This window comes from Rhizobacter koreensis, assembly GCF_013366375.1.
GTDB lineage: Bacteria > Pseudomonadota > Gammaproteobacteria > Burkholderiales > Burkholderiaceae_C > Schlegelella_A > Schlegelella_A koreensis.
This window is the reverse complement of the sequence record NZ_JABWMJ010000002.1, coordinates 292,648-314,612: the sequence shown is the minus strand read 5'-3', so window position 1 is coordinate 314,612 and position 21,965 is coordinate 292,648. Positions and strand designations below refer to the sequence as shown.

General features: G+C 68.5%; 17 protein-coding genes and 1 riboswitch. Of the genes, 11 read left to right on the top strand and 6 right to left on the bottom strand.

What is annotated here, in order from left to right:
* Positions 1–47 precede the first annotated feature (47 nt).
* Positions 48–3,386, bottom strand: a complete 3,339-nt coding sequence (locus HQN59_RS26670) for a hypothetical protein (protein WP_176066813.1) — start codon at positions 3,384–3,386, stop codon at positions 48–50.
* A gap of 270 nt (positions 3,387–3,656) precedes the next feature.
* Positions 3,657–3,742: riboswitch (cyclic di-GMP riboswitch) on the bottom strand.
* A 321-nt stretch (positions 3,743–4,063) separates the two neighbouring features.
* Between HQN59_RS26670 and HQN59_RS05255 the strand changes: the two genes are divergently transcribed.
* Positions 4,064–5,659 carry an asparagine synthetase B family protein gene (locus HQN59_RS05255; protein ID WP_342451126.1) on the top strand — a complete coding sequence of 532 codons (1,596 nt, stop codon included), beginning with the start codon at positions 4,064–4,066 and terminating at the stop codon, positions 5,657–5,659.
* Between the two features lie 26 nt (positions 5,660–5,685).
* Here the strand turns inward: HQN59_RS05255 and HQN59_RS05250 are convergent, their stop codons facing one another.
* The gene (locus HQN59_RS05250) at positions 5,686–6,438 is read right to left on the bottom strand and encodes a class I SAM-dependent methyltransferase (protein ID WP_176066809.1); all 753 of its coding nucleotides are present in this window, start codon (positions 6,436–6,438) and stop codon (positions 5,686–5,688) included.
* Between the two features lie 152 nt (positions 6,439–6,590).
* Between HQN59_RS05250 and HQN59_RS05245 the strand changes: the two genes are divergently transcribed.
* Positions 6,591–7,691: a glycosyltransferase gene (locus tag HQN59_RS05245; protein WP_176066807.1), complete on the top strand. Its 1,101-nt coding sequence runs from the start codon at positions 6,591–6,593 to the stop codon at positions 7,689–7,691.
* Between the two features lie 63 nt (positions 7,692–7,754).
* On the opposite strand, the gene HQN59_RS05240 is transcribed toward HQN59_RS05245, so the two are convergent.
* Positions 7,755–8,618, bottom strand: coding sequence for an FkbM family methyltransferase (locus tag HQN59_RS05240; protein WP_176066805.1), 864 nt, complete (start codon positions 8,616–8,618; stop codon positions 7,755–7,757).
* A gap of 303 nt (positions 8,619–8,921) precedes the next feature.
* Between HQN59_RS05240 and HQN59_RS05235 the strand changes: the two genes are divergently transcribed.
* The gene (locus HQN59_RS05235; RefSeq protein ID WP_176066803.1) at positions 8,922–9,740 is read left to right on the top strand and encodes an ABC transporter permease; all 819 of its coding nucleotides are present in this window, start codon (positions 8,922–8,924) and stop codon (positions 9,738–9,740) included.
* Positions 9,741–9,797: 57 nt separating this feature from the next.
* On the opposite strand, the gene HQN59_RS05230 is transcribed toward HQN59_RS05235, so the two are convergent.
* From HQN59_RS05230 to HQN59_RS05220, 3 genes are read right to left on the bottom strand one after another with little or no spacing between them, the layout of a single operon-like run.
* Positions 9,798–10,538 carry a class I SAM-dependent methyltransferase gene (locus HQN59_RS05230; protein ID WP_176066801.1) on the bottom strand — a complete coding sequence of 247 codons (741 nt, stop codon included), beginning with the start codon at positions 10,536–10,538 and terminating at the stop codon, positions 9,798–9,800.
* A gap of 4 nt (positions 10,539–10,542) precedes the next feature.
* Positions 10,543–11,841, bottom strand: coding sequence for a glycoside hydrolase family 99-like domain-containing protein (locus tag HQN59_RS05225; protein ID WP_176066799.1), 1,299 nt, complete (start codon positions 11,839–11,841; stop codon positions 10,543–10,545).
* Entirely contained in the window at positions 11,838–13,157 is a 1,320-nt protein-coding gene (locus HQN59_RS05220; RefSeq protein WP_176066797.1) for an ABC transporter ATP-binding protein, read from the bottom strand. The genes HQN59_RS05225 and HQN59_RS05220 overlap by 4 nt, the downstream gene beginning before the upstream one ends.
* Before the next feature lie 492 nt (positions 13,158–13,649).
* Here HQN59_RS05220 and HQN59_RS05215 point away from each other — a divergent pair, with 492 nt between their 5' ends.
* The 8 genes from HQN59_RS05215 to HQN59_RS05180 all read left to right on the top strand — a co-directional run bounded on the left by HQN59_RS05215 (position 13,650) and on the right by HQN59_RS05180 (position 21,936).
* Positions 13,650–14,732 (top strand): glycosyltransferase family 2 protein, encoded by a 1,083-nt coding sequence (locus HQN59_RS05215; protein ID WP_176066795.1) that lies wholly within the window; start codon positions 13,650–13,652, stop codon positions 14,730–14,732.
* 5 nt (positions 14,733–14,737) lie between these two features.
* Positions 14,738–15,799, top strand: a complete 1,062-nt coding sequence (locus tag HQN59_RS05210; protein WP_176066793.1) for a glycosyltransferase family 2 protein — start codon at positions 14,738–14,740, stop codon at positions 15,797–15,799.
* Positions 15,800–15,836: 37 nt separating this feature from the next.
* The gene (locus HQN59_RS05205) at positions 15,837–17,018 is read left to right on the top strand and encodes a glycosyltransferase (protein ID WP_176066791.1); all 1,182 of its coding nucleotides are present in this window, start codon (positions 15,837–15,839) and stop codon (positions 17,016–17,018) included.
* 81 nt (positions 17,019–17,099) lie between these two features.
* A complete protein-coding gene (locus HQN59_RS05200; RefSeq protein WP_176066789.1) occupies positions 17,100–18,110 on the top strand; it encodes a glycosyltransferase in 1,011 nt (336 codons plus the stop codon).
* Between the two features lie 13 nt (positions 18,111–18,123).
* Complete coding sequence (locus tag HQN59_RS05195; protein WP_176066787.1) at positions 18,124–19,077, top strand: glycosyltransferase family 2 protein; 954 nt, start codon at positions 18,124–18,126, stop codon at positions 19,075–19,077.
* 73 nt (positions 19,078–19,150) lie between these two features.
* Positions 19,151–19,831 carry a glycosyltransferase gene (locus HQN59_RS05190; protein WP_246294732.1) on the top strand — a complete coding sequence of 227 codons (681 nt, stop codon included), beginning with the start codon at positions 19,151–19,153 and terminating at the stop codon, positions 19,829–19,831.
* A gap of 67 nt (positions 19,832–19,898) precedes the next feature.
* Positions 19,899–20,942, top strand: coding sequence for a glycosyltransferase family 2 protein (locus HQN59_RS05185; protein WP_176066783.1), 1,044 nt, complete (start codon positions 19,899–19,901; stop codon positions 20,940–20,942).
* A gap of 73 nt (positions 20,943–21,015) precedes the next feature.
* Positions 21,016–21,936, top strand: coding sequence for an FkbM family methyltransferase (locus HQN59_RS05180; RefSeq protein ID WP_176066781.1), 921 nt, complete (start codon positions 21,016–21,018; stop codon positions 21,934–21,936).
* Positions 21,937–21,965: the final 29 nt, after the last annotated feature.

Here is a 21,965-nt window from a genome sequence, read left to right as displayed (position 1 = left end):
GAGCGGGCCCGTCTTGGGGACAGGAGCGGGCTAGCGCCCGCGCCGGCTTACTTCGACAGGCGGAACACCCACGCGTTCTCGTCGATCGAGTTGATCATCGCGAACACGTTGTACTGCGGGATGTAGCCCCAGCGACCGAAGGTGCCCTGGTACGGGGCAGCCGACGTCGGCCCGGGGCCGGTCGCGACCTGCGTCCAGACCAGCGTGTCCATGTCGAGCGCCCAGACTTCCGAGCCGCCGTGCCAGGCGACGATGCGGTCGGCGACTGGGTCGTACGCCACGCCGGGCGACTGCTTCCACGACACCAGCCCCGGGGCGTTGGTCGTCTGCAGCGTCGTCATCTCGTTCGTGCTCAGGTCAATGACCTGCACGCCGTTGCCGAGCATGACGAACTTGCGACGCTTGGTGTCGATCGCGGCGGAGAGGTGGTAGTCCACAGCGTGGTCGGCGAGCTTGCGGTAGCTGTTGGTCTCGAGCGAGTAGGCGTAGAAGGCTGCCGTGTCTTTGACGAACACCTGCTTGGTGGCGGCATCGTAGACCGCCATCGTGCCGAAACCATCAGGAAGCGAGCGCGCCAGCATCATGATCCAAGCGTTGGTCTTGTAGTCGTAGGTCCACGTCGCGGCGTCCGACACACCTCCGCATGGGGCGAGCGAGCCGTTCACGGCGAAAAAGCGATCGGCATGCGCGAGGTACGTGAGGCCATCGTAGGTATGTCGCGAGGTTGGGGTTCCGTCGGAAAGTGCCGACGTGCAGTTTGACTGGCCTGTCTTCGGACTGGGCTCGACAATGCGCTTGATGCTCAGCGTTGGCAGGTCAAGTGCATACATCTCATTGCCGTAGTAATCGGAGTGTCCGCCGCCCCAGACAAGCAGGCGGCTGCGGGCCGTGTCAACCGTACCACCGTTCCAGGTGTCGACGATCGCGCTTGGATACCCGCGCTGAGGAGTACTAGGAAGCACCGAGCGGATCTTCGTGTTCGGCAGTTCCATCCACTTGCCCGCGCCGAGCGAGGCGATCGCGGCGGGTGCGGCCGGCGACGTTGCAGGGCCTGCGGCCGGCGTGCCCGGAATGGTTCCGGCCGATTGGGGCCCCGTGACGACTGGGATCGGGCTTGGCGCGGGCGCCGGGGTCGGTGTCGGAGTCGGAGTCGTGATTACGCTGCTAGGCGGGGGCTCGACGCGCGGCTTGACGCCCCAAACGGGGTTCACATCGTAGTCTGCCGCCTGCTGGGGCCAGTTCGACGCGGACGTGACCCGCTGCCAGGCCGCCACCGCGCCGGCGGCGTTATGGTCGACGGCGTAGGCGAGCGCCGGCATCAGGTTGCCCCAATAGCCAGTCCCTAGGACCGGGTAGCCGCTCTCGAGCGAGTCACCCGGGTTGCCCGACATCGGAACGCCCACAGCACGGGCCATCTCGCCCCAGCTCGCGTACCAGGGGCCGGTGCCGCCCCACCAATCAGTATTGGCTTTGGGTGCGTAAGGTGTTGTGTACTGAGCGCCATAACGGTACGACCAGTCGCTCGCCGCACCGGTGCCTAGACGGCCCACGACGGAGCGGTACTTCCAGGAAAGGAATCCGTCGAGCTGCGTCTGAACCGAGTCCTTGTGCGCGGCTAGATCTTTGATGTAGCCGAAGGTAGCGGTAAAAAAGTCGTCCTGCCAAGTTGCGCTCACCAGTGGGTCGCCGCTTCCATAATTAGCGTACGGCTGCACCAGCCCCAGGGGATTGCTCGGAACGGCGATGTAGCGGTTGTAGTAGTAGCTGACGTTATCGCTGAGGCTACTGACGAACTCGTTGCGGAGAGGGTCTGCGTCGGGCGTGAGCACGGTCGCCTGCGCGAGCGTGCGGATCGCCCACGCGGCCCCGCGCGTGGTGTTCGCGCCGGCGCTCGTTTCGAACACACCTTGCGCGTAGAAGCGAGTGTTGTCGCCGTTCTTGAGATAGTTGGAGAACGCGACCTGCTGAGCCTCCTCGATGAAGTAGTTCCAGCCGCTGATAACGTATGCCATGTAGCCCATTGAGGGCTGGTGGCTGGACCCGAAGGTTGGCGGCATGCCGCCCGTGGCCGTCGGGGTGTACGTGCCCTTGGTCGATGTTCCGGTGCCGTTGACACCGTTGCTGCCCTCGGAGACGAGGTTCGGGTAGGCCGATATCCTGGGCACCCGGTTGGTGGTCTCGTCGCGGAAGTGCGTGCCGTAGCGGCCCGCCGCATAACCGTTGATGATGACTGCGTTCCACGCCCGCGGGTCGCCGCCAGACGTGAGATAGACGACATCCCACTCAGGTAGTAGACCGATAGATGCGTCGTAACCAGTATCCCCCATCGCCACGGGTAAATTGCTCCGTTCGAGTGGGGTGTACGCCTGCGCCAAGCGACTGAAGAGTGCGCTGTTCGCGGGCGTGTTCGCGCGGTAGTTCGGCACCAGCTTCGTCGCCATCAGGTAGGCGGTGTCGTGGCGCGGCGTGACCTTGGGGTCGTTGCCGAACCAGTGCGTGAGAGCGGTGCCACTGGCGAGCACCGCACGCTGATGATTCAGCAGGTTGAGTGCCTGCGAGAAGCGCGGCATGCCGCCGAGCGTGAACGTCACCGTGCCGGCCTTGTTGGTCGGCGCGGCCACCCTCAGGTATCCGTTTTCGACCCAAGGCAGGACCTCGACACGTCCGCCCTTGTAGGCGCGCACTTCGAGCCAACCCACCAGGTGCGGGTCGTTGCCGATCGGCTTGCGGAACGTCCAGGCCGACATCTGCGGGCCGCTCACGACTGCCTGCTCGGGCTTGTCCCAGTCGGTCGTGGTCCAGTTCGCGGTACCGAACGAGCCATACTGGATCGACGCGGTGATGCCGGTCGTCTTGAGGTCGGCGCTCGATAGGGCCGCTGTGGCCGCAGGCTCCGCGGCGACGCTGAGAGCGATCGTCTTCGGCGAATTGGCGGTGAGGTCCGCGCGACCCGAGATCACCGCATACTTCGCACTGCCGTCGGGCCAGCGGTTCTTGACCACGAACTGCGACTCGGCGCCGCTCGCGGTGAGGATCTTGCCCGAGGGCACGTCGCCCTGGCGCAGCGCCTGGCCGAGCGTGAACGGCAGGGCGCTGCCGCCGACGCTGCTGGTTAGCCCGAAGCTCAGCGATATCGGAGCCGCCGGGGTGGGCGAAGGCGCGGGTGCAGGTGCGGGCGCGGGGGCGGGTTCGGGGCGCGGCGGTCGCGTCGCGAGGATGGTGTCGGAAATGGTGGGATCGGTCGGACCAGGAGCCGGAGCGACCGAGGCAACGGGTCCGTTGTCGACGTTGCTGGGAGAACCGCCCCCGCCGCCGCAAGCGGCGACGAAAAGGCAGGTCAGTGCTTCGAGAGATGTCAATGCGATGCGGCGAGAGTCAAGGTCCACGCGTATTCTCCGCTGGGGATCCGACCACCTGTTTCCAAGGTTTGCGGTCGGCAAAGGGTGACGACGAGCAAGCGAAGAACGCCGGCGACGAGGCGCATGGCTGCGCCACGACCGAAGCAGTCGGACGGATACGACCGGAAACAGCGGAACTGGCGGAGAGGCGTGCGTCAGCTCAGGTGGGCGAGCCGAACCACCGGAATTTCCGGAACGCAGCAGCCATGCGGCGGCGCTGCTCAGCTCGCGATGCGTGTTTCGCGAGCCTCGAAAACATCTGGCAATCCAGTCGTCCTGCGGCGTTTGCCACGGGACCTGAGACTTTGCACCCCCCGCTCACACGAGGTTCGCCCTGTTACAGATAGCGTCCGTTCGATCGCGCCGGGCAGAACCGGCGACCTTCAGAACTTGCTGCTAGCGTAACCTTAGTCGATGCCTCCGATCCGCATGACAGAGCCCGAAAACACACCCACTTCGAAGTCGGCTGCTGCCGCAGCCCCTTGGCTCGTGATATGTGCACGCCGGCGCATGTGCGCCAGCGCAGCCATCGCCTCGAACATTCGACGCGAACGAACCCGACGCCCCGTGGTCTGCGCCGCATGACGAGCGAGGCCGACACGCTGGCTGCTGGCCGTCCACGCTTTTCGGACCCGACCCTTGCCCGCAAAGCCGAACGCGAGGGCGTGACTGCCGCATGGCTCGAGAGCCTCGCGACGCGCTCGCCGCAGCAGGCGGCGGCGGGCCTCGACGGCGACTTCGCCATCGCGGTGCGCGAGCCGTCGGGCCGTACCGTGCTCGCCGTCGATCGCTTCGCGATCCGCACGCTGTGCTATCGCATCCACGAGGGGCGCCTGCGCTTTGCCGAACGCGCCGACCAGCTCGCGGATGCGACCAGCAACGTCGACCCGCAGGCGATCTTCGACTACCTCTACTTCCACGCGATCCCGTCGCCGCGCACTGTCTTCGACAACGTACATCGCCTGCCGCCGGGCCACTGCGCATGGTTCGAGGACGGTGTGCTGCACGTCGAGCCGTACTGGACGCCGCGCTTCGAGCCCGCCTCACGCGCATCGTTCGACGAGCTCAAGGCCGAGTTCAGGCAGCTGCTGCACCAGGCCGTCGCGCGCCAGCTCGACGGCAGCGTTCCGGCCTGCTTCCTGAGCGGCGGCACCGACAGCTCGACGATTGCAGGCCTGATCGGCGAGGTCGCGGGCCGGCCCGCGGCGGCGTATTCGATCGGCTTCGAGGCCGAGGGCTACGACGAGATGGAGTACGCACGGATCGCCGCGCGCCGCTTCGGCAGCACGCACCACGCGTACTACGTGACGCCCGACGACCTCGTCGCGAGCATCCCCGAAGCCGCCGCCGGGCTCGACCAGCCGTTCGGTAACTCGTCGACGCTTCCCGCGTTCATCTGCGCGCGCAACGCGCATCGCGACGGCATCACCCGATTGCTCGCCGGCGACGGCGGCGACGAGCTGTTCGGCGGCAACAGCCGCTACGCCAAGCAGCGCGTGTTCGACGCCTATGCCGGCGTGCCGTCGCCGCTGCGCGGCGTGCTCGAAGGGAGCCTCCTGCACACGCCGCTCGGGCGTCTGCCGCTCGCTCGCAAGGGCGCGAGCTACGTCGAGCAGGCGAGGGTGCCGATGCCCGATCGGCTGCAGATCTACAACCTGCTGCTGCGCCTGGGCACCGAGCGCGTGCTCACGCCGAACTTCCGCGCGGCCATCGATGTCAGTTCACCGCTCGCTCAGCAACAGGCGGTGTGGAAGGCCGCCGATGCGGCGAGCCCGATCGATCGCACGCTGGCCTACGACTGGCGCTACACCCTCGCCGAGAACGACCTGCCGAAGGTGCGCGAGGCGACGCGCCTGGCCGATGTCGAGGTTGGATTTCCGCTGCTCGACACCGACCTCCTTCGGTTTTCGATGCGCCTGCCGGCGCACTACAAGTTGCGCGGCTTCACGCTGCGCTGGTTCTTCAAGGAGGCGCTGCGCGGCTTCCTGCCGGACGAGATCATCGCCAAGAAGAAGCACGGCTTCGGCCTCCCGTTCGGCGTGTGGGCGCTGCGGAATCCGGGCCTGCGCGAGCTCGCGTTCGACTCGCTCGCGAGCCTCGCGCGGCGCGACATCGTCGAGCCCGCGTTCATCGACGAGCTGCGCGATCGGCGGCTTGCCGAGCACCCGGGGTATTACGGCGAGATGGTGTGGGTGCTGATGATGCTCGAGCAGTGGCTCGAGCAGAACGGGCGTCGCTCGACCGTCGCGGCGAGTGCCTGAAGGCCCCTTGGGTGCAGCCGGCGCCGTCAGACGTCCTTGCGTTCCAGCAGCACGAAGAGGAACGCCGGTCGTCGCGGCGCTCGCGCTTCCCAGCGCCAGACGATGCGCTGCGCGAGCTTGCCGATCAGGTTGGGCGGCGGCGATGGCGTGGTGGAGCCGCAGCGGAAGCAGCCCCAGGTGCACGGGTGCCAGGCATTGCCCACCCGTGTGCGCAGCCAGTACAGCCAGTCGGGCGCATAGCCTTCGGTCGATCCCGCCATCGCGTAGCGCACCGGCCTGAAGGCGGGGAACAGTTGCTCGAGACGCGCCTCGTCGAAGTGATGCAGGTGGCCCATCGCGTTGACGACGTAGCCGCACGAGGGGCACTTCGACAGCTCGTTCCACACGCGCTGCCGGTTCGGCACCGACACCAGCACGTGGCGCCGCGACACGCGGGCCAGCTCCGCGACGCCGTCCTCGAGAACGTCGTCCTCGAGGTGCTCGAGCACTTCGGTGCACACCGCGAGGTCGAACGACTGGTCGCGGAAGGGCAGTGCCGCGATGGTCGCGAACGCCAGCGGGTGCGTGATGGATGCCGGCGCCTCGCCCGGCAGGTCGATGCTCACCAGATCGTAGCGGGCGAGAATGCTGCTCACCCGCTGGTCCTTGAAGCCGATCTCGAGGCAGGTCGCCGCGTCGGCCGGCAGCATCTCGGCGGTGCGTGCGAGGCGCTCGCGCTCGCGATCGGTCAGCTCGATAGTCGTGTCGGCGATTTCACCCACATGCTCCATCGCTCCCATTACTTCTCCTTCCGGGCCTCGCTGCGCGCGCCGCACGCGATGCGCGGGGAAAGGACTCGAACTTGGCTGGCTAGCGGCATGGGGGGCAGGGCTTGATCTCGATCTTCGAGCCGCTCTGTCACGGCCCGGAGCATTCTCCCGTAAACGCCGGCATGGTCCGTGTCGTGCGCTGTGCGTTTCCCGACGAACCGATCGCATTCCACGGCGCCGCCAGCCATATCGAGCATGTGCGCGCCGCCCTCGGCGGCAACGTCGACGGCATCGCGTGGCATGACGCCGACGTGGCGCCGCGCCGCGCCTCGACGCGCGAGCGCTGGCGGCGCGACCTCGCGCTGCTCCACCGCGTGGTGCGCGAGAACGCCCGCGCCGGCTCGGGTGGCCACCTTCTCTCGCTGCAGACGATCCCGACCGTGCTGTTGCCCGCCGCGGCCTTGCGCATCAGCGGCCTCGCGCGTCGGCCCATCTTGGGCGTGCTGCACGGCTACCTCAACGAGGCGCTCGGCTGGCGCTCGCGCAATCCGCTGGTGCGCGCGATCGACATGCGTTCGGCGCTCGACATCGCCGCACCGCGTGTCGGCCTGATCGCACTCGAGACCGGCATCGCCGACGCCGTGGCGGCATCGATGCCGCAGGTCGGCGCGCGCATCGCGACGCTGCGCCATCCGCTGCCGGAGGTCGAGCCGCACGACACCGCAGGCGCAGCGCCCCCCGTCCGCATCGGCTTCCTCGGCCTGGCGACACGTGCCAAGGGCTTCGACGCCTTCGTGGCCGCGGCGCGCGCCGCAAAGGCGCTCCACGGCGACGCTGTCGAGTTCCACGCGGTCGGCCGTTTTCCGCCCGGCAGCGAGTGGAATGTCGGCGAATTGCAGGCATTCCTCGCCACCCTGCCGTCCGCCGAGCCGGTGCCGCGCGAGCGCTTCGACCAAGCCCTCGCGAGCTGGCACTACGTGTGTTTGCCATATCGGGCAGACCATTACACGCTGTCGGCGAGCGGAGTGCTCCTCGACGCGCTGGCGCACGGGAAGCCGATCATTGCCGGTGCGACTCCCGCGGTGCGCGAGGTGTTCGCGGAGGGGCACCCGGGCGTCCTTGTCGCGGACCTCGACCGGCTGGCGCAGGCCATCGACGAGGTGATCGCGACCTTCAGTGTCGAGCGGTGGGAAGCCGAGAAGGCCGCCATGCGGCGCGCGCGAGAGCGTCGCACCCCCGAGCGTCTGGCGGAGGACTACCGCGCGCTGGTGGCGAAGGCCTGAGACGACTACAGGCGGCTGCCCGCGAACGCCCGAGCAACCGCGCCGGCGAGCGCGATCGTTGGCCTACGCAGCGGCCGCCGTCGGGTCCACCAAGCGCCGATTGCTCAGCACCGTCGTGATCGCCGCCTGCCCGTCGCACTGGCGCGGCCCGGCGCGCCAGTCGAAGCCGAGTTCGGCAAGTCGGGCGAGCAGCCCGTTGGCGCGATCGCGGCCGAGCGACCACGGGTGCAGCTCCATCAGCAGCCATGCCACGCGCTCGCTCAGCAGATCGGCTTCGCGCTCGATCACGTCGGCTTCGCCGCCCTCGATGTCGCAGACCAGGGTGAGGACCTCGAAGCCTCGCCTCGCGACGATCTCGCCAAGGCTCACGGTCTGCAGGCGAATGTCACGCCAGATCGGCGAGTCGTTGACGCTCACCGCGGTGCTCGCGAGGAAGTCGTTGGAGTTCGCGAAGAACACCGCCTCGGCTGTTCCGTAGCCCACCATGCGGTGCAGGATCTCGAACGAGCATCCGTTGAGCCCGCGGTTCGTCTCGAGGAGCGGCACGAGCTGAGGGTTCGCCTCGACCACGACATGGCGGGTGGGCTCGGCGAGGCGGCGGTTGACGATGCACGACACCACGCCGACCGCCGCGCCGAACTCGACGACGGGCAGGGCGGGGTCAAGGAAGGTCGCGATCGCGCGGCGCTCGGCGGCCTCGTAGCTCTGCGCCGTGAACCCGCCCTTGGCCTGTCGCGAGATGCACGGGCTGTCGAGGCTGAAGCGGCAGCCGTCGATCTCGACGCGATTGCCGTTCAGCTCGATCAGCGTGCCGCGCGCGAGCTGGGCCAGGCTGTCGGCCGAGGCGTGCAGACGGTTCCATCGCCAGCGCATGGCGTCTGGCAGCGTTCCGTCGCGGGCAGTGCGAAGCAGGCGCGACACGATCATTCGCGGACTCCTGGTGCTCAAGGCCAAGCCGCTGGCCGGCGGCCACTGGAACGGCTCGCCGACTGTACGCAAAGGCGTGCGCGCCGCAAGGCGCGATTGCCCGGAAAAGTTCGCCTCGGATCGCACGAAGCGCACTGCACACCGGTCGATCGGCGGCGGTTGGCCCGAGTGCCCCGGGTAAACTCGCGCGCCGAAGCCGCCGGTCGACACCATGCCGACCTTCCGGGCAGATGCGATGCGCGCCTTGGTGCGCACTTTGATCGCGGCGCTCCAGATCTCCGTCCCCTCACGCACCACCCGACGATGCTCCAGTTCGCCGCGAACCTTCTGCGCTACCGCGAGCTCGTCGCGATCATGGCGTGGAAGCAGATCATCGTCCGCTACAAGCAGTCGTATCTCGGGCTGGCCTGGGCGGTGCTGAAGCCGCTGACGCTGATGCTGGTGTTCACGCTGCTCAACAGCTTCGTGAACATTCCCTCTGCGGGGATTCCTTACCAGGTGCTCTCGTTCACGGCCCTGATCCCCTGGATCTTTTTCCAGGAGTCGACCTCGGAGGGTGTGAGCAGCATCGTCTCGAACGCGCAGCTCATTCGCAAGATCTACTTTCCGCGCGAGGTTTTTCCGCTGACCGGCGTGATCACCAAGCTCGCCGAGTTCTGCATCAACGTGCTGGTGCTCGCGTTGCTGATGGCATGGTTCGGCGTGATGCCGGCCGCGACCATCGTGTGGGTCCCGCTGCTGCTCGTCTACACGATCTTCGCGTCGCTCGCGTTGGCGCTCGCCGGGGCTGCGCTGAACGTCTTCTACCGCGACGTGGGCACCATGCTGCCGCTGCTGCTGCAGCTGATGATGTACGCCTCGCCAGTGATCTATCCGCTCGAGGTGGTGCGCAACAAGCTGGTGGGCGAGCAGGTCGCCGGCGAATGGTCGGACGTGCTGTACTTCCTGTACACGCTCAACCCGCTCGCCGGCATCATCGACGCCTTCCAGCGTACCGTTCTGAAGGGCCAGGCGCCCGACATCGGGGCGATCTGGCCCGGGCTGGTGCTGACGGCGATCCTGCTGCCGGTGAGCTACGCGCTCTTCAAGCGCGCGGAGCAGTCGTTCGCCGACATCGTCTGAGGACGTCCGCGCTGCGGCGCCAAGGGGTAACACAGCGTCCCGCGAGGCACGGCTGGTCTAGGCGCGGCGCGGCGCGGTCATGCGGCACAGCAGCACGTGCTGGCAGCCGAAGAGTCGCGGAAAAGCCCGCGTCAGCGCGCGTATCAGCGTGCGGCGCACCTTGCCAGGCATCCAGCGCCACGGCACCTCGGCGTACTCCGGCAGGTCGACACCGGCCGATACGGTTATCGCCTCGACCTCGAAGCCGGCGCGCTCGACCAGCTCGCGGATGGTGCGCGCGGTGAACCAGCGCAGGTGGGTCGCATCGAGGATGCCGACCGGCGCGTAGTCGAAGTTCCCGAGCAGCAGCGAGAACCGCACGCTCCAGTGAGCAACGTTCGGCACCGAGATCAGGATACGGCCGCCCTCGACGAGACCCTCGCGCATCAGGGTGAGCATCGCGGCCGGATCGGGCAGATGCTCGAGCACGTCCGAACTCATGATCACGTCGAATCGGCCGCGCTCGGCGAAGTAGGCGCGATCGAGAAAGCCGCAGGTGGTCTCGATGCCGCGCGCGTTCGCAATCGCGGCGCGCTCGGCGTCGGGCTCGACCGCCGCGACGCTGTTGTTCTTGCCGCGGTTCGCGATCAACGTGACCGACCCGGTGCCGCAGCCGACGTCGAGCACGCGCACCCCGGCCGGCATCAGGCGCTGGCAGATGCCGGCGACCTCGAACGGGTTGTCGGACTGGCCGTCGTAGCGCGCCGCGCGTACGCGTTCGGCCAGAAAGCCGGCGGCGCTGGTATCAGGGGTGTTCATCGGTTCAGATGCCGAGTTGCGGCGCCATGCGGCGTGCCTTGCGCTGCGCACGTTCTACGAAGCGCCGCACGCGTTCCATGCGAGCGGTCCACGCCGGCGGCGTCGAGCGCGCGAGGTCGGCAGAGCGGTCGGCGATGAAGGCGGCCAGTGTCTCGGATTGCCGCGCCGCTGTCAGCGCACGCGCGGTTTCGCGGAGGTAGGCATGGCCGTAGTGGCGGTCAGGCTCCAGGTGAGCGCCCTCGGCCCACTCGTTCCACGCGTTCACGAAAAGCATTCGCCGGTCCGCCGGCTGCGTCGCGATCGTGGTCTGGCACGCGCGCGCCAGCCATGCCCCGTACTTGCGAGGCGTGGAACCCTGGTACACGCAGCCGGCCTTGGTGCGCCGCGCTTCGTTGTCCCAGCCCGGGCACACGCCCTTGAACACCGGGTGCGGCGCGTTCGGTGTCGCCTGCATCGACTCCACCAGTTCGTCGTAGCTGAACAGCGTGCCGCGAAACTCCAGGTCGAACAGGCGGTGCAGGTGCTCGCGGCGCCGCTCCTGGCTGCCGAAGCCGGCGGGCGGGAATTCGAACGAACCGTCCATGCCGTTCGTGGTGGCGGGCGGTTCGCCTTCCCGATGCACCGTGAGGATGTACGGATCGGCCTCGCCGCGCGACAGGAAACGATCACGCCAGCGCCGCGTCGTCGCCCCGGCATCAGGCAGGAGCCTCGGCTGATACAGCATGAGGAGCGGCCGGCCGTCAATACGCACGTACCGCCGGTCGCGCGTCAGCTCGAGAAAGGCGTCGGCAAGGGCGATGTCGTCCTCGGCGCTGTAGCGCTGCTCGAGCAGCAGCTGCTTCTCGAGGCCGTCCCAGCGCCGGGTCCAGTTCTCGTTGGCCCAGCTCACGAAGAACGGCAGGTCGATGTCGGGTGCGGCGAGCAGCGCTTTGATCGGCTGGTCGAGCAGGCGCTTGCCGCCGAACCAGTAGTAGTAGAAGCAGAAGCCCGCGACGCCATAGCGCTTAGCGAGTTCGGCCTGTGCGCGCAGCGTGTCGGCAACGCGCAGGTCGTAGAAGCCCAGGTCGGCCGGCAGATGCGGCTGGTAGTGGCCGCGAAAGCGCGGCAGCGCCTTCGTGACGTTGGTCCACTCGGTAAAGCCCTTGCCCCACCAGGCGTCGTTCTCGGGGATCGCGTGGAATTGCGGCAGAAAGAACGCGTACAGCGACACCGGCAGCGCGCCGTCTACCCGCACGTCGTCGCCCGCCGCTTCGTGGAAGGGTCCCGGCCCGAGGTTGTGCTCGAGCTGCTCCAGAAAGTTCACGAGATTGCGGGCGCTTCGCGCGTGCCAGCGAGCACCGGCGCGGGCGGAGCCTGCTCGACTGCGGCAGGCAACGGCAGCGGGTCCTGCCAGCGCGCGTCCAACTCGAAGAAGCCGGCGCGGTCGGCGTGCAGGATCGGCGAGGCCGGGCTGTCGAGCACCTGAAAGTGCACCAGGTTCTCGCCGTAAAAGAGAAGGCGCGTCGACGACCCGTCCGAGATGCCGACGCGGATCGCGTAGACGCCCGGGATCAGCGGGCAGCAGGCGACGCGGCAGTTGCTCTCGTATTCGCCCGGCTCGAGCCGGTCGAGCGTGACCTCGTAATCGCTGTTGTGCGTGGTGATGTAGAGCAGGTCGGTCGTGTGCACGCCGACGCCGAACACCGGGCGGTTGATCGCCTTGTTGACGCGATAGCGCACGCGCAGCGAGAAGTCGTGCTTGTAGACCACCGAGTCGGCGCTGTTGCCGGCGGCGTCGACGAGGTCGATCGCGAGCACGTCGATATCCTCGGAGACCAGCGCGTTGCCGAGTGCGCTCGCCGAGGCGGTGCGGCTCACGGTCTGCTTGATCTTCTCGTCGCTACGCTTGTAGAACAGCTCGCAGGCGGTATTCGGCTCGTCGTCAGTGAGGACGCGGCCGTGGTCGAGCAGGATGACGCGCGAGCAGAGCCGCTCGACCTGGCGCAGGTTGTGGCTGACCATCAGCACCGTCTTGCCCTGGCGCTTGATCAGGTCCTCCATGCGGTCGAAGCACTTGCGCTGGAAGGCCATGTCGCCGACCGCGAGCACCTCGTCGACGATGAGGACATCGGCATCGACGCTGGTCGCGATGCTGAAGCCGAGCCGCACCGCCATGCCCGAGCTGTAGCGCTTGAGGGGCGTGTCCATGAACTCGGCGAGCTCGGCGAAGTCGATGATCTCGTCGATCTTGCGGCGGATGTCGCGGTAGCTCATGCCGAGCAGCGCCGCGTTGAGATAGATGTTCTCGCGACCGGTGAGGTCGGCGATCAGCCCGGCACCGACCTCGATCAGCGGGGCGATGCGGCCGCGCACCGCGACGCGGCCGCGCGTCGGGGCGGTGATGCCCGCGAGAATTTTCAGCAGCGTGCTCTTGCCGGCGCCATTGGTGCCGATGATGCCCAGCACCTCCCCCTGCTCGACGGCGAAATGCACGTCGTCGAGCGCGCGGAACGGCTGGCGGCGCGGAGCGCGCGGGCCGACGCCGATGCTCGAGAGCAGGTTCCGAAGGTTGTTGCGCAGCGTGGTCGTCTGACCGAGCCGGAACTCCTTGGTGACGTGGTCGACCTCGATGACCTTCATGGGCGCGGCGACGGCGCGGCGGCCGCGCGCGGGCATCGGGCCGCGGCGGCGCGTTCGAGGACGAGCGGGTGCAGGATCATTTGCATACAAGAGGAGGGGGCGCCTCGGGCGGAGGGTCCCGGACGGCTCGCGCGGCGTTTGCCACGGATTGCCAGCCGTGCTGGCCCAACATTCCGCGTCGGGGCCCCGGGGCGGCGAGTCTAGCGCGAGCCCCTGACGATGGACTTGCCCAGCCGCGGCGGCGACGCGCATCTTCGTCTCGCGGGAGGGGCAAGGTTGTGCCATCGGTCGGCCCCCGCGCGCGAACGTGCGGTTCCGCACGCGCCGGCGCCGGCAGGGGTGGCAAACTCCAGCGCGCTCGCCGGCCGGCCGCGCTCCGGCTGCTCCGGCTCCTGCATCTAGCGGCCCCAACGGCGCACACCACAATCGTGGGTTGCCGTTTCGGAGTGCGATTCCGCGCCGCCACGGTCTGACCCTTCAACCGCCGGTTCCATGCTGCCCATCGTCGAGGAGACTCTCCTGCCTGTCGGAGCGCCCGTCGCGTCGGCGGAGCCGTCGGTCGCGATCATCGTCCTCAACTGGAACGGCCGCGCCGACACGCTCGAGTGCCTGGCCTCGCTGGAGCAACTCGACTATGTGAACCGGTCCCTGATCGTGGTCGACAACGCGTCCGACGACGGCTCGGCCGAGTCGATCCGTGCCGCCTACCCGCACGTGACGGTGCTCGAGACGGGCGCCAACCTGGGCTACGCCGGCGGCAACAACGTGGGCCTGCGTCACGCCTGCAGCCAGGGCTTCGACTACGCGCTGATCCTCAACAACGACACGATCGTCGATCCCGGCCTCGTGAACGCGCTTCTCGAGAGCCAGCGCGAGCGCCCCGACGTCGCGATCTGGGGCGCTCAGATCTTCTACTACTCGCGCCCGCAGACGGTGTGGGTCGCGCGGGCGCGCTGGAATGACCGCACGCTCTGGTTCGACCTGCCCGAGCGCAACGCCAAGCCGCTCGTGAGCCCCGCACCGCTCGACAGCGACATGGTGATCGGCTGCTGCCTGTTCGTGTCCTGCGCCAACGTGCGGCGGCTCGGCGAGCTCGACGACCGCTTCTTCCTCAACTTCGAGGAAACCGACTGGTGCTACCGCGCGCGCGCCGCCGGGCTGGGGGTTGCGGTCGCACCGGGTGCGAAGCTCTGGCACAAGGTGAGCTCGTCGTTCGGCGGTCAGACGCCGCTCTGGCAGTACTTCATGGCGCGTAACCGGCTGCTCTGGGCCGAGATGCACCTGCCGCCCGCGACGCGGCGCCGCATCCTCGCCGATTCGCTGGCGATGATCGCGCGCAACTTCCTGCCGCGCCCACGGCCCGGGCCGGAGCCCTGGCTCAAGCGCCTCTATTGGTCGTACCGACCGTGGCGGGAGGCGCTTTCCGAGGAGGGGCTGCACTTCGAGCTCGCCGGCTATCTGCTCGGTCTGCGCGACTACTTCCTGCGCCGCTTCGGCGACTGCCCACCCGTGATCCGCCGGCTCGACCAGCGCGCACGGGCACGCCGTCGCGCGTTCGCGGCCAAGGTGGCGTGAGCCCGATGGGTGCGATGCACGAGATGCGGGCTCAGGCGCCTGGCAACGCCGCAGCGAGCGTGGCCGTGTCGGTCATCGTCCCGACCTTCCGCCGGCCCGAGGGCGTCCAGGCGTGCCTGCGCAGCCTGCTCGCTCAGGAGGTCGGTGTGACGTTCGAGATCGTCGTCGTCGACAACGATTCGGGCGACGACACGCCGAACGTCATCGCCGGCCTCGCCGCCGAGGACCCGCGCGTTCGCTACCTCTGCGAGACCGGGCGCGGCGTCTCGTTCGCCCGCAACCGCGGCGTCGCGGCGACCACGGCGCCGATCCTCGCCTTCATCGACGACGACGAGACCGCGGCGCCCGACTGGCTATCGGCGATCGTGGCGGCGTTCGAAGCGCATCCCGAGGTCGACTTCATCGGCGGGCGCGTGCTGCCCATCTGGGGCGAGCCGTGTCCGAGATGGCTGTCGCACGACCACTGGGCGCCCGCGGGCCTGATGGACCATGGCGAGCGCACCTTGCCGATCGGCATCGAGCGTCCGTGGCCGCTCGGCACCGGCAACCTCGCGCTGCGGCGCCGGGCCATCGAGGCGGTGGGCGCGTTCTCGACGGACTTGCAGCGCGTCGGCACCGGCATCGGTTCGACCGAAGACCACGAGTTCGTGCGTCGCCTCTGGCGCGCGGGCTTCAAGGGCCTCTACGTGCCGGCCGCGCTCGCGCATTCGCCGGTGCCGCCCGCGCGCATGCGCAAGGACTACCACCGACGCTGGCACCACGGCCATGGCGTCTACAGCGCGCGCATGCGGCTGATCGAGCCGCCCGTCGATGCGCTGACGCTGTTCGGCATGCCGGCGTACTACTACGGCTTCCTGGTGCGCGAGGTCGCGTCGTGGCTCGGTGCAACCCTGGGCCGGCGCGCTGCAGAGGCCTTCCTGCACGAGGCACGTGTTCGCGACCTCGGCAGCTACATCGCCGAGACCTACCGCCTGCACCGTCGCGCCGGCGGTGCCGGGCCGCTTTCCGAACTGCGCCGTTTCGTCGGTGCCTATCGGCGCAAGAAGACCGTCCACAAACCCATCTGACGGCTTGAGGCATTGCCGCAAGCCGTTCGCCGATCACGTGCCCTCTTCCGCCACCGACTCTTCACGCGACTCGCTCCTGCGAGTCGCGCACGTCATGCCGTGGCGCGCGATCGGCGGCACCGAATGGGCGACCCTGCGCATGCTGCGCGGGACCGATCCGCTCGGCATCGACAACTTGGTGTTCGCGCGCTCGGATGCGCCGCTGGTGCGCGAGTTCTTCGAGCGCGAGGGTTATGCGGTCGAGCTCTACGACGCCACCGCGTTCGACCGCGGCGCGGTCTCGTATGCGCGCGCGACGATGGCGCTCGCGCGGCAGTTCCGGCGCGCCAAGGTGCGCGTCGTGCACGGCGCCGACCTCGCGGCCGGTTTCGTCGCGGCGCTCGCTGCCCGCACGGCCTTGCTGCCGATGGTCTGCCACGTGCGCAACCCGTACCCCTGGCTCACGCCCTACGAGCGCGTGTGGACAGCTGCGCTTGCACAGCGCCTCGTTTTCGTGTCCGAGGACGCGCGGCGCAGTTTCGGCAGCGCGGCCAAAGGCGGCCGCCAGATCGCCGCGCGCAAGGGCGTCGTCATCTACGACGGCGTGATGCTGCCCGCGACGGCGGGCGACACGAAGAGCGAGGCCGCAGTGGCGGTGCGCCGCGAGTTCGGTTGGGGGGCGTCCGATCGCGTGATCGGCATGGTCGCGCGCCTGGCTCAGCAGAAAGACCATCTGACGCTGCTGCGTGCCGCCGAGCGCGTGGTCGCCGAGTGCCCCGACGCGCGTTTTCTCTTCATCGGCGGCTGCGGCCCCGAGAAGCAGGAGCTCGCGCACGGCGAACGCGTAAAGGCGGCCATCGCGGCGTCGCCGGCTCGCGATCACGTGGTTTACGCGGGTTTTCGTGGCGACGTGCCGCGCTACACAGCCGCGTTCGACATTGGCGCGCTCAGCACGCATTTCGAAGGTTTCGGGCTCGTGCTGCTCGAGGCGATGGCGCTCGGGAAGCCGATCGTCGCCACTGCGGTCGGCGGCGTGCCCGAAGTAGTGGTCGACGGCCACACCGGGCTGCTGCATTCCGCCGGCGACGCCGACCGCCTGGCCGAGCACATCGTCGCGCTGCTCCGGGACCCGGCCCGGGCGGCGACAATGGGCGCAGCGGGCCGTCAGCGCGTCGCGACGTCGTTCAGCCCGGCCGAGACCGCGCGTGAAATCGTCGGTGTGTACCGTGCCGTCACCTGACCGCCGCCCGCCCGGCGCTCGTATGCTGGCCGCCTGCGCGACGCACCCGGCGCGTCCCTGACCCGCGCCACAGGAGCATCCTTGGACGTTTCCGTCATCGTCTGCACGTACAACCGGGCCGCGCTGCTGCCCGCTGCGATCGAGAGCATCCTCGCGCAGCAGGCCGGGTCGCTGCGCTACGAGCTGATCGTCGTCGACAACAACTCGCCCGACGACACCCGCGAGGTCGTCGCGCGCTACCTGGACGACCCGCGCTGCACGGTGCGCTATCTGTTCGAGCGCCAGCAGGGCCTCTCGCACGCGCGCAACGCTGCCATCGCGGCGGCCGCGGCGCCGATCCTCGCGTTCACCGACGACGACGTGGTGGTCGCGCCCGACTGGGTCGCGGTGATCCATCGCACCTTCGCGGCGCGTCCCGACATCGCCTGCCTCGGCGGCAAGGTGTTGCCGCGCTGGCAGGAGGAGCCGCCGGCGTGGCTGACGCGCGACCATTGGGCGCCGCTTGCGCTGGTCGACCGGGGCGAGCGCCAGGTCGAGGCCAGCGACGCGGTGCGGCTGTGCTTCGTCGGCGCCAACCTGATCGTGCGCAAGGAGGTGTTCGACTCGGTGGGCCTGTTCGCGCCGCGCCTGCAGCGCGTGAAGGACGGGATCGGCTCGACCGAGGACCACGAGTTCCTGCTGCGCGTCTATGCCACCGGACGGCGCGGGCTCTACGTGCCCGAGCTCGTCGTCCACGCCGAGGTGCAGAGCGAGCGGCTCACCAAGGCGTATCACCGCCGCTGGCACTCCGGGCACGGCGGCTTCTGTGCGCTGATGCATCTGGTCAAGCCCGCCACCGGCGCGGCGACGCTGTTCGGCGTGCCGAGCTACTTCTACCGCACCGTGCTGGAGGACGTTACGCGCTACGCAGTGAGCCTGCTGCGCGGCGATCGCGAGCGTCGCTTCATCAACGAGAACGCGGTGCGCTTCGGCGTCAACTACCTGCGCATGTCGCGCCGCATGGCGCTGCAGGACGGCCGCTCGGCGCTCGCCGAGTTCGCAGGGTTCGTGCGCGGCTTCGTCTCGGCGCGGCTGCGCCGGGAGCGCGCCTGAGGTGGCGGCGTCGATGGTCGACAGCGTGGTGAACGCCGCCGCGGCGCTGCGCTTCAGCGCCGTGATCCCGGTCTACAACCGGGAGCGCCACATCGCCGCGGCGATCGAGTCGGTGCTGCACCAGACTTATCCGGTGCACGAAGTGATCGTCGTCGACGACGGCTCGAAGGACGGCACGGCCGAGGTGCTGCAGCGCATCGCGGCGAGCGACCCGCGGGTGCGGCATGTGCGCCAGCGCAATGCGGGCGCCGCCGCCGCGCGCAATCGCGGCATTGCAATGGCGAGCGGCGACTGGATCGCGTTCCTCGACTCCGATGACACCTGGACCCACGACAAGCTCGCCAACACCGTGCGCGCGATCGAGGCTACGCCCGACGTCGAGTTCATCCACACCAACCGCAGCCAGGTGCGGCTCGACGGCACCGGTGAGCCCGGGCGCATCACCGACCCTGCCAAGCTCGCCGACAAGCGCTACCTGATGAACGGCTACAACATCAAGACCACCACGGTGGTCGTGAAGACGTCGCTCATGAAGGCGCTCGGCAGCTGGTTCGCGACCGACATGAAGACCTGCGAGGACTACGAGCTGTTCTGGCGCGCGGTCGCCAAGGCAAAGGCCGTGGCCTACATTCCGAGCTGCGACGCGGTGGTCCACCTGACGGACGACGGCCTCTCGCGCACAGGTCGCGAAGTCGACCTGGTGCGCGACAACGTCACCGCTATCTCGCGGTCCGCTCATTGGATTTCCAGCCAGTGTTCGGAACGCGAGTTCGTGGGCATTCTGCGTGCGCGCTTGTATTGGGAGTATCGATCGCTGTTGGCGCAGTTATTGCGGCTGGGAGAGTTGCGAGCGGCAGTTCGTGAATGGCTATTGGCGCGTGCTTGCTTCGGCGGTTCGAGAGCTCTCAGGCTCGCCGCAGCCGCTATTTCGGCGGCAGCGCGGCCGGGGTCGGTGTCGACTCGCTGAAACCATATGCGATGTTCGACAAGATTCGCTTCCCCTTGCGTGCACCCTCCCGTCAGGAGCTTCCCGCGTGTTGATGTTCGCCGTCTGTGTCGGCTCCGACGACAAGTTCGACGCCTACGCGCGCCCCAGCATCGAGCGCGTGATCGGGCCTGATGCGCAGCTCGTCGCCTCGCGCGGCAACCGCTCGATCTTCACGGCGTACAACGCGTTTCTTGACGCCGCCGCGCAGCACGATGGACTCGAGGCGCTCGTCCTGCTGCACGAGGACGTCGAGATCCGTGACGCCGCGTTCGCCGACAAGATCCGCGAGCTGATGCGCGATCCGGCGATCGGGCTCGCCGGGCCGATCGGCGCCTCGGGTGTTCGCAGCCTCCGGTGGTGGGAAGGCACCATCAAGGGCCGCTGCGAGGAGCCCCGCTTCGCGCTGCACTACACGCACGGCGTGCACGACGTCGACGTGCTCGACGGACTGATGCTGGTGCTGAGCCCGTGGGCGGTGCGCAACCTGCGCTTCGACGAGCATCGCTTCGACGGATTTCACGGCTACGACGCCGACATCTGTCTGCAGGCGCGCAGGGCCGGCAAGCGCGTCGTCGTCTTCGACACCGATGTGTTCCACCACACCAAGGGCGGCTACGGCGACGAGGCGGCGTGGCAGCGTGCCGATGCCGCGTTCCGGCGCAAGTGGCGCAGCTTCCTGCGCTGGACTTCGATGAAGCTGCGCGTGCGCAAGCTCCTGGAGGCGGCCGGCTGACCATGCAAGCGCATCGTACGCATCCGCTCGGCACGAGCCGTCGGCGACCGGCTGCCAGGGCTTCGACATGATTGCGCCGCAGGTGAGCATCTGCCTGCCGCTCTACAACGGCGAGCGCTACCTGCAGGAGTGCCTCGACTCGGTGACCGGCCAGACCTTCGGCGACGTCGAGATCATCCTGATCGACGACGGCTCGACGGACGGCACGCTCGACATCGCCGAGCGGTTTGCGCGGCTCGATTCGCGGGTGCGCCTGCTGCGCAACACCGCCAACCTCGGCCTCGTCGGCAATTGGAACCGCTGCCTCGACGTCGCGCGCGGCACCTGGATCAAGTACGTGTTCCAGGACGACGTCCTCGATCCGGCCTGTATCGCCGCGCTATACGAGGCAGCGCACGGGGATGCGCTGCTGGTCGCGTGCGAGCGCTCGTTCCTGTTCGAGGACGGCACCGCATCGGCGACCCGCGATAGCTATGAGCGGCACGCCAAACAGATCCACGCGCTGTTCGCGGGCGGTCACCTCTCCGCCGAGGCGCTGCAGCGCTTCGCGATCGAGCAGTTCTGCGTAAACCCGCTTGGCGAGCCGACGTCGGTGATGGTGCACACGCGTGCGTTCGAGCGCTTCGGCCGTTTCAACCCCGACTTCGTGTCGCTCTGCGACCTCGAGTTCTGGTTGCGCGTGGGTGTCAACAGCGGGGCTACCGTGGTGCCCCGGTCGCTCGCATCGTTCCGTGTGCACGGCGCGGCAACGAGCGCGATCAACCTTGCGGAGCGCCTGTACCGCAACACGACGCTCGATCCCCTGCTGCTGCTGCACGAGTACCTGCACGCGCCGCATTTCGCAGGCGTGAGGAGCATGGCCGGCCGCATGGGCTCGCCGCTCGCGGCGCGGTTTCGGAACCGGAAACACTGGGCCCGTGCAACGGCAGAGTGGGCACGTGCCGCTTCGCACGGCCGGAGCAGCCAGTCGAACGATCTGCGCCAGATCGCTCGCACGTATCCGGCGCTACGGACCGGACACGTGGAGCACATGCTGTGGCGGGCGTCCCTTAGACTGCGCGGGCGCGGCGCGCCCGTTCCCGAGAGCCTGTTGGACACGCCTTCGCGCTGATCTGGGCGTCCTGCCACGGGGCACCGCCGCTCTGCGTGCGCCCTCGCCGGGCACTCTCGTTTCCGGAGCACCTGTGCAGACATCCGCCTCCACGCTCGCCCAACCGGCTCCCAAGCTGCCGCTGCTCGCGCGCGCGCTGCGCTGGTACCTGCGCAGCGACGTCAAGGGCCAGACCCGCATCGCGCCGAAGCTGACCAACCTCGCAGCGCGCTATCGGTCCGACCTGCAGATCGTGCCGATCCAGATCGAGGACTGGGCTCCGGTGTACATGGACCTGCGCCAGCCGAACTCGGTGCAGTGGCTCAAGGGCTCTCCGTGGGACAGCTCTCCGCGTGAGGTGGAAGAGCAGGCGGTGATGCGCCGTTTCGTGAAGCCCGGCGACGTGGTGTTCGACATTGGCGCCAACATCGGCTTGCACACCGCGCTGCTGTCGAAGCTGGTCGGTGCAACCGGCAAGGTTTACGCGTTCGAGCCGAACTCCGAGATCGGGCCGCTGCTCGCCCGCACGATCGCGGGCATGCCCAACGCCACGCTGATCCCGGTCGCGCTGTCAGACCGCACCGCCAAGTCGGTGCTCTACGTGCCGGGCCTTTCCGAAGTCGGCAGCCTCGCCGACTGGACGGCGGGCGAGTACGGCGACACGCACCTGGTGCGCTGCAAGGAGCGCACGCTCGACAGCATGATCGAGAGCGGCGTCTTGCCTAAGCCGCGGTTCATCAAGTGCGACGTCGAGGGTGGCGAGCTCAAGGTGTTCCAGGGCGCGCGCAACTGCCTCGACGCCGCCGACGCCCCGGTCGTGCTGTTCGAGGCCAATGTCTACACGTCGCGCGGTTTCGGCCTCAACGTGTCGGCGGCCAAGCGTTTTCTTCAATCGCTAAAGCGTGCCGCGTTCGAGTTTTATTCCGTTGGCGGGGGTGGGGAGCTCAGTCCCGCGACGGCGCTGCACCCCGTGCACTCGAACGTGCTAGCAGTTCCGGAAGTCAGGCGGCACTAGGTCGCCTAATGCTCGCAACCGGCGATGGC